Here is a 7,569-nt window from a genome sequence, read left to right as displayed (position 1 = left end):
GTAGCGTGCCGGTGTTGTTCTCATTGTAACGGGCGTACACCTGCGTCCAGAGCATCAGGCGCAGGTATTTGGAGCCGTCGGGCGATAGATTCACCTTCATGCCCGGACCGTAAGCAGCCGATTTGGCCGGGGCGGCCGGCGCGGGTGGCGGCGGAGCCGGGGCGGCCGGCGGCGGGGCTGTGCCTGTGGCGGGCGGAATAACCTGGCCGAAAGCCGTACCGGTCAGCAGCAAGCCCCCGAGGGCTAACGCGTAGCGAGTGTGTCGCATGGGTGGGATAGTTGGTGGAACAGAAACGCGGTGCATCGGCCACCTGCTTCAGTCTCAGCTGCTGAAACAGGTGCGCCAAGTCCTTCGGCCGTAGCCGTTGGTTTGGTGAAGTAGCACCTTTTCTGCGCCGCCAGCTACCGGGCCGCTATCGTTTTGCTAAGCCGCTATAGCTACCCGCTCCTACCCGGCCCGAAACCGCTCCCAGCGAATGACCATGAACTTGTCGCCGAGCTCCGTCACTACCATGCCGGCCCCCTTCAAGTTGCCCGGCACCTGAAAAAACTCGGCCAGCTCTTTGTGATTGAGGATTTTGTATGTTGGGTGATAACCGGCCTGGCGCGGGGCTTTCACCCCGTATTTCTTCACCCAGTTCATCACGCTCACGTGGCTCACGCCGAGCAGGCGCTCAATCTCGCGGTAGCTCACGCCCTCGATGTAGAGCTGCAAGGCTTTGATAACGTAGTAGCTATCGACCTCGCGCCCTACCTTGGCCACCGTGTAGTGGTAGCCACACTGTCGGCACCGAAACCGCTGCCGCTCATTAATTACGCCACTTTTGGTGGCTTCGGTAGAATCGCATTTGGGGCAGGCGGGCGCAGTCATAGAGCACAAACGTTTGGGGAAGCGGCGAAAGCTACAACTATTTAGCAAACATATACCAGTTTAGCAAAAATGCTTTGCGCCAAAGCTTACAGCGCCCCACTTACCAGCGTAGCTACCAAGGCGTCGACAGCCAGGCCCAACCGGCGCATATCGAGCCGGTTCAGCGCATCGTCAGCTTGGTGGTAGGCGCGATTCCGGTAAAACGCGGTATCGGTCAGTAGCACGGCCGGATACCCAAATTTCCAGTAGTTGAGGTGGTCCGAGAAATCAATACCCGGCAGCCAGGCCGGCGCTTTAAAGCGCTTTGCGGGCAGCGCAGCTACTGCCCGGTACTGCCGCGCAAAACGCCGCCCAAACCGGCCATTGCCAAATTTCTGGGCCACCGTGACGTAGTTGCCCCGGCTGCCGTAGATGAATTTCAGGGGGCCGATGGGATAGTGCTGCGAGCCCCGGCGGTCGTCGTAATAGCCCAGCATTTCGAGCGCCACCATGCCGCGCACCGGTACGTCGGCGGCCTTCAATGCCGCGGCGTGCACGTAGCTGCCCATGTGCGGAGTGCGAAAGAACGGCGGCTCTTCCAGGGTATAAGCGACCAGGTCGATGCGATAGGGCAAGCGGGTTTGCTGGCCCAGCAACCGGGCCAGTTCCAGCAGTGCCGCCACGCCGGTGCCGTTGTCATCAGCCCCGGGCTGTTCGCCGCACACATCGTAATGTGCCCCGATTATCAGCCGGGGGCCATCGGCCGGCCCGAACGAGCCCAGCACATTGCGGTAAGTTTGGCCCTGCACAGCGTACGGCTGCTCGCCCACTGCATAAGCGCCGGCGGCCCGCAGCCGCCGGCTCAGGTACACCGCTACCGAATCGAGCACCGCCGGATGCTGGTAGTTGCGCGCCTGTGGCGTAGTAGTCAGCAGGAGCAGATGCTGGCGCAGCCGGGCGGTGTCGGCTGTTTGGGCATTGGCTGCCGCATGCCAAACCAGGAAAGTAGCCAGGAGCAAAACGTGCTTCATATTGCGGGACAAACTTGAGAGCTAGAGTTATTGAAACGCTACATATTGCGCAACCAAACCGCGCCTCATGAAGAACAGGAAAAAAGTACGGGGTTTCAGTCGTCACCTGCGGGCCCACCAGCTGCGGGCAGCCGTTCCGGTCAACCCCATAGATTTTGCGGGTTTAGCCAAGCAACATTATGATTACGAATGGCTGGGCCTCGCCCCCTGGCGCGTGAACGAAAAGCCGCCCTACCCGATTCGCCGGCTGTGGGTGGCGCATCTGGTGGCGGGCTTTTTCAGTTGGCACCAAAGCTTGCAGCAGTACGAGCACGACTACTTCCTGGCCGTCCGCATTAAAGAGCCGGATTTTGCTGATTCCCGCCTGACCATTGGCATTGAGGAATGGATAGCCCGGTACGGGCGATACAGCGAGCCAGAAGTGATGCTCCCCTTTCCGCAGGAATACCGCAGCATTCCGGGCGTGAATGACTTACAGTGGACGACGCACCGAGTGGGGTACGACTGCACGTTGGAGTATTTTCAGGATGACTGGGCGATGGGAATGAAGTTTCGGCACTATTGGCCGTTCACGGCTGAGGACGGCACGCCTATGGTGCGGGTTCAAACCGGCTGGGAATGGGTGGGCCGGCTCCCCGATGCAGCAGGTACCGGCGTAGCTTTGGGCTCCTAAACTCCTGCCCCATGCCCACCCCCACGTTCCACTCCCTCACGCCCGCCGACCTCACGCCCGCTCAGTGGCATCCATTCATGGTGGGAGCCGTGGCCCCGCGCCCGGTGGCCTTCGCCAGCACCATCGACGCCGAGGGCCGCGTGAACCTGAGCCCCTATAGCTTCTTCAACGCCTTCAGCGCCAACCCGCCCATCCTGGTGTTCTCGCCCGCCAACCGCGTGCGCGATAACTCCCAGAAGCACACCCTGCAAAACGTGCGCGAGGTGCCCGAAGTCGTTATCAATATCTGCGATTTCGCGCTGGTCGAACAGATGTCGCTGGCCAGCACCGAGTACGAAAAGGGCGTGAACGAATTCACCAAAGCCGGCCTCACCGAGCTGGCTTCCGAGCGGGTGCGCCCGCCCCGCGTGGCCGAAGCGCCCGCCGCCTTCGAGTGTGTGGTGGAGCAGATTATCGAATTGGGCACAAATAATGGGGCCGGCAACCTCATCATCTGCCGGGTGGTGCGCGCCCACTTCCGCCAGGATATTCTGCTGCCCGACGCTACCGGCATCGACCCGTTCCGGCTCGACGCAGTGGCCCGCCTCGGCGGCGACTGGTACTGTCGGGCCAGCGGCGCCAGCCTCTTCGAAGTGCCCAAACCCAACCGCCACATTGGCATCGGCATCGACCAGTTACCCGATTTTATTCGCAATTCCGACGTGCTCACCGGCAACGAGTTGGGCCGCCTCGCCAATATCGAGCGCGACGCCCTGCCCACACCCGCGCAGGTGGAGGAATTTAAATCTGAGCCGATGGTGGCTTACCTAATCAATAAATACGGCGACGACATTCCGGAGCTTAAGAAACAGTTGCTGCAACTAGGGCGGCAGCTGCTGGCCGAAGGGCGGCTGGTAGAGGCGTGGAAGGCGTTGCTGCAGCTGGAATAATTGACCACGCGGGGGCATTTTTCGTTAACCCCGGCAATTGCTTCAACCTTAATTGCCCCGCCTGACATGCCCAAATCCGCCAAACCCCGCGTTATCTGCCACATGATGAGCTCGCTCGACGGGCGCACCATCCTCAGCCGCTGGGGCACCGCCCCCGATACCAAGGAGTACGAAGCCACCGCCGCCACCTTCGAGGCCGACGCCTGGATGTGCGGCCGCGTGACCATGGAAAAGGACTTCACTAAAGGCCTGGCCCCCGACCTGCAGCCCGTCAGCCACCCGCTCGACCGCCAGGACTTCGTGGCCGACTACACCGCCTCCACCTTCGCCATTGCCGTCGATGCCCACGGCAGGCTGGGCTGGAAAGCCGGCGTCATCGACGACGACCACCTCATCAGCATCCTCACCGAGCAGGTGAGCGACGAATACCTCGCCTACCTGCGCAAGAAGGGCGTTTCCTACCTGTTTGGCGGCAAAACGGAGCTTGATTTCGCGCTGGTGCTCGACAAGCTGGGCCGCTTCTTCCCTATCAAAACGCTGCTCCTCGAAGGCGGCGGCCACCTCAACGGCTCTCTGCTCAAAGCCGGGCTGATTGACGAGCTCAGCCTGCTACACTTTCCCGTGGTAGATGGCGCGGCTACCTCGACCACTATTTTCGAGCAGGGCGAAAAGCCCGGTCCTCCCGTGGCATTCAAGCTGCTAAGTGCCGAGCAGCGGCCACACGGCATCCTGTGGCTGCGGTACAAAGTGGCGGCGTAGTGACCCGAGTTGTAGACAACCGAATGCCAGCCCCAGCGGGGCGGCCCATCGGTAGTTGTATGCTGACTGGCGTAGCGGAAGCCCCGAAGGGGATTTATCACTCTCATCCAACGACTTACTACCGATGGGTCGCCCCGCTGGGACTAACAGGATGTGGGCTGATACCGAATGATTCTATTGGGACAGTTGCCCCTGCAGCAACCCTAATTCCGCACCGCAATCAGCAGCCCCAGTTCCTTATAGCGCAGGTTGAATTTCTTCGCAATCATCGCATTGGTCAGCGAGCCGCGGTAGATGTAGACGCCGCTGCGGAAATGCTCGTTGGTGAACAGCACCTCGTTGATGCCGCCGTGCTGGCTGATTTCCTGCAGGATGGGCGTGAAGATGTTGCTCAGGGCGTTGGTGGCGGTGCGGGGCACGCGCGAGGCGATGTTGGGCACGCAGTAGTGCACCACATCGTATTTGCGGAACACCGGCTTGCTGTGGCTGGTCATCTCGCTGGTTTCGAAGCAGCCGCCCTGGTCGATGCTCACGTCGATGACGATGGAGCCGGGGGCCATGCTGGCCACCATTTCCTCGGGCACCATGAAGGGAATGCGGCCATCTTCCACGGCCAGCGCGCCAATCACCACATCGGCCCGACGGATTTGTTGGCTCAGCGCGAACGTATCTAACGTACTGGTGTAAAGCTGCATGCCCAGGTTATGCTTAAGGCGGCGCAGCTTGTAGAGGTGGTTATCGAACACCTTCACTTCGGCCCCCAGGCCGGTGGCGGCCCGGGCGGCGTACTCGGCCACCGTGCCGGCCCCCAGAATGACCACCTGCGACGGCGGCACGCCCGTAATACCACCCAGAATGATGCCCTTGCCCTCGTTGGAGCGGGCCAGGTATTCGGCCGCAATCAGCATCACGGTCGAGCCCGCGATTTCGCTCATGGCGCGCACCACGGGGCGGGCGCCGCTGGGGTCCTTCATCAGCTCGAAGCCGATGGCGTTGATTTTCTTGCGCGAGAGGGCCGCGATGTATTCCGGCGTCATCGAGCCCATTTGCAGGGCCGAAATCAGGGTCTGGCCCGGGTGCAGCAGTTCAATTTCTTCGAGCGTAGGCGGCGCTACTTTCAGCAGAATGTCGGCCTTAAAGACTTCTTCCGTCGAATAGGCAATCTGCGCGCCGGCTTCGGAATAGGCGTGGTCGGCGTACTTGCTGGGCTCGCCCGCGCCGGCCTCCATCACTACTTCGTGGCCTGCACTCACGAGGTGCTGCACGGCTTCGGGCGTGAGGCCGAGGCGGTTTTCCTGGAGCGAGGTTTCGCGCGGCAGGCCGATGAACAGCTTGCGCTTGCGCGTTTCCACGGCCAGCATCGATTCCTGCGTGAAGTAGGCACGGCTGGTGGCCAGCGACTCAAATCCGGACGGTAGCTGCTCGGGCATTTTGCTGAATTATAAATTATGAATTAAGAATTAGAAATCACCATCAATTAGTTACAGCTGAGCGAAGCAGAAGCCGTTCATAATTATTAAGCAATAATTTTTAATTCGATTTTCCGACTCTCGTCGGGCTGCACGGCAATGTGCACTTCAAGGAAAGGCGTTGGTAATAATCCGGCCACGCGAGTTGGCCACTCCACCAGGCAAAGATATCCCGAATCGAAGTACTCGCTGGCTCCGATGCGCTCGGCTTCGTCCTCCGAATCAATCCGGTAGAAATCGAAATGATACACGGGCTGGTCGTGGCTGTCGCGGTACTCATTCACCAAAGAGAAAGTAGGGCTGCTTACATCGTCGGCCACACCCAAGGCTGCGCAGAGCGCGCGAATGAGCGTGGTTTTGCCGGCACCCATCTCGCCTTCGAAGGCGACTACGGGGCAGCCGGCATCGGCAATGGCGGCGCGGAGCTGCGCGGCGGCGGCCGGCAGCTCGGCCAGCGAAGCAAGGGCGATGGAGGTAGGCAGCATGGGGCGAATTTACCGCGTCGGCCGCACTCGGCGACGCCCGGGTTTTGGAATTCGAGCAGGCCGGCCGCATCTTTATGCCCTATCCCGCCGCATAATTCGTTCAGCGCGAACAACCTGGCACCACGGCTGCATGCGCAAGGATGCACCGCACAACACTGGCCTTCACTTCCGGGCAGGGCATTAGCAGGTATCTTTCGCTCGATTTCTACCTAACCCTTCGTTCATGCCCGACTCTACTCCGTCGCTGCATTTCTCTGGTCTGAAAACGCGGTCCCTGGCCCTGCTGCTGGCCCTGCTGCCCTTCGCTGCCGCCGCGCAACAACCGGCGACTCTCACCGGCACCGTGCACGGCGCGGCCGGAGCACCGGTCGAATTCGCCACGCTGACCCTGCATCGAGCAGCCGATTCGGCAGTGGTGAAAACGGAATTCAGCAATGCGCAAGGGCTGTTCCACTTCGTGGCGCCCGCGGGCGGGCGCTACCTGGTTTCGGCGGCGCAGGTGGGCTTTGTGCGCTTCTGGAGCCCGGTGCTGGCCGTGCCGCCGGGTGGGCTGACGCTGCCGCCGATTGTGCTCCGGCCCAGTGCCAACACCGCCCTGCAGGAAGTAACCGTGACGGGCCGCAAGCCGCTTTACGAGCACCAGGCCGACCGTACGGTAGTGAATGTGGCCGACAATCCGCTTTCCAGCGGGGCCACGGCCCTCGATGTGCTGACCCGCGCGCCCGGCGTGACGCTGGATGCTGGCAGCGAGCTGGGCTTGCGGGGCCGCCAGGGCCTGCTGGTAGTGCTCGATGGCCGGCGGGTGCCGCTAACGGGCACGGCGCTGGCCGACTACCTGCGGTCGCTGCCCGCCGAGCAGCTGCAAGCCATCGAGCTGATTACCAACCCACCCGCCCAATACGATGCGCAGGGCGGCGCAGGAGTCATCGCCATTTCGCTCAAAAAGGACCAGCGCCAGGGCACCAACGGCAGCTTCAACCTCGGCTATGGGCGCGGCGAATACGGCAAGTTTACGACTGGTGCAACGCTGAACTACCGGCGCAAGGCCCTGAACCTGTTCGGCAACTACGCTTATACCGACCGGCGAGGCTTTTTGCGGCTCGATTTCGACCGGCAATACGCCGCCACGGCTACGCTGCCAGCGGCTAGCACCGTGCTGGCCAACGAGCAGCTCTCGCACCTGCGCTCGCACACCGGCAAGCTGGGGGTCGACCTGGCCCTGAGCAAGCGCACGCAGCTGGCGGCCGCGGGTACCCTCCTGGCCAGCCAAACCGACCTGCTGACGACCAGCGCGGCCCGGCAATACGAAGGCCAGCCTGCGCCCAGCCGCCAATATCATTCGACCGTGACACAGGTGGTTGACCGCCCCAGCG

Annotated in this window: 8 protein-coding genes and 1 pseudogene; 4 read left to right on the top strand and 5 right to left on the bottom strand. The window is 61.8% G+C overall.

All coding sequences use genetic code 11. The annotated features are described in order from the left end of the window. From ACYVDE_RS10550 to ACYVDE_RS10540, 3 genes and pseudogenes are all read right to left on the bottom strand, one after another. Nucleotides 1-268, bottom strand: a pseudogene (locus tag ACYVDE_RS10550) (hypothetical protein); the annotation flags it as partial. Between the two features lie 180 nt (nucleotides 269-448). Continuing rightward, the gene (locus ACYVDE_RS10545) at nucleotides 449-871 is read right to left on the bottom strand and encodes a transposase (RefSeq protein ID WP_460501474.1); all 423 of its coding nucleotides are present in this window, start codon (nucleotides 869-871) and stop codon (nucleotides 449-451) included. Nucleotides 872-957: 86 nt separating this feature from the next. Next, complete coding sequence (locus ACYVDE_RS10540; protein WP_460501473.1) at nucleotides 958-1,881, bottom strand: zinc-binding metallopeptidase family protein; 924 nt, start codon at nucleotides 1,879-1,881, stop codon at nucleotides 958-960. 67 nt (nucleotides 1,882-1,948) lie between these two features. Here ACYVDE_RS10540 and ACYVDE_RS10535 point away from each other — a divergent pair, with 67 nt between their 5' ends. From ACYVDE_RS10535 to ACYVDE_RS10525, 3 genes are all read left to right on the top strand, one after another. Then, entirely contained in the window at nucleotides 1,949-2,554 is a 606-nt protein-coding gene (locus ACYVDE_RS10535) for a hypothetical protein (RefSeq protein WP_460501472.1), read from the top strand. An 11-nt stretch (nucleotides 2,555-2,565) separates the two neighbouring features. Further along, on the top strand, nucleotides 2,566-3,483 hold the full coding sequence (locus ACYVDE_RS10530; protein ID WP_460501471.1) for a flavin reductase family protein: 918 nt from the start codon (nucleotides 2,566-2,568) through the stop codon (nucleotides 3,481-3,483). A gap of 66 nt (nucleotides 3,484-3,549) precedes the next feature. Beyond that, a complete protein-coding gene (locus ACYVDE_RS10525; protein ID WP_460501470.1) occupies nucleotides 3,550-4,242 on the top strand; it encodes a RibD family protein in 693 nt (230 codons plus the stop codon). A gap of 203 nt (nucleotides 4,243-4,445) precedes the next feature. On the opposite strand, the gene ACYVDE_RS10520 is transcribed toward ACYVDE_RS10525, so the two are convergent. Together ACYVDE_RS10520 and tsaE are read right to left on the bottom strand one after the other, a co-directional pair. Beyond that, nucleotides 4,446-5,672, bottom strand: coding sequence for an alanine dehydrogenase (locus ACYVDE_RS10520; RefSeq protein ID WP_460501469.1), 1,227 nt, complete (start codon nucleotides 5,670-5,672; stop codon nucleotides 4,446-4,448). Nucleotides 5,673-5,758: 86 nt separating this feature from the next. Beyond that, on the bottom strand, nucleotides 5,759-6,196 hold the full coding sequence (gene tsaE / locus ACYVDE_RS10515) for a tRNA (adenosine(37)-N6)-threonylcarbamoyltransferase complex ATPase subunit type 1 TsaE (RefSeq protein WP_460501468.1): 438 nt from the start codon (nucleotides 6,194-6,196) through the stop codon (nucleotides 5,759-5,761). Nucleotides 6,197-6,419: 223 nt separating this feature from the next. Here tsaE and ACYVDE_RS10510 point away from each other — a divergent pair. Continuing rightward, nucleotides 6,420-7,569 (top strand): TonB-dependent receptor (locus ACYVDE_RS10510; protein WP_460501467.1); only part of this gene is annotated, 1,150 nt, incomplete at its 3' end.

The sequence above is a fragment of the Hymenobacter agri genome (genome assembly GCF_054778495.1).
This window is presented reverse-complemented; position numbering and strand designations above follow the sequence as displayed.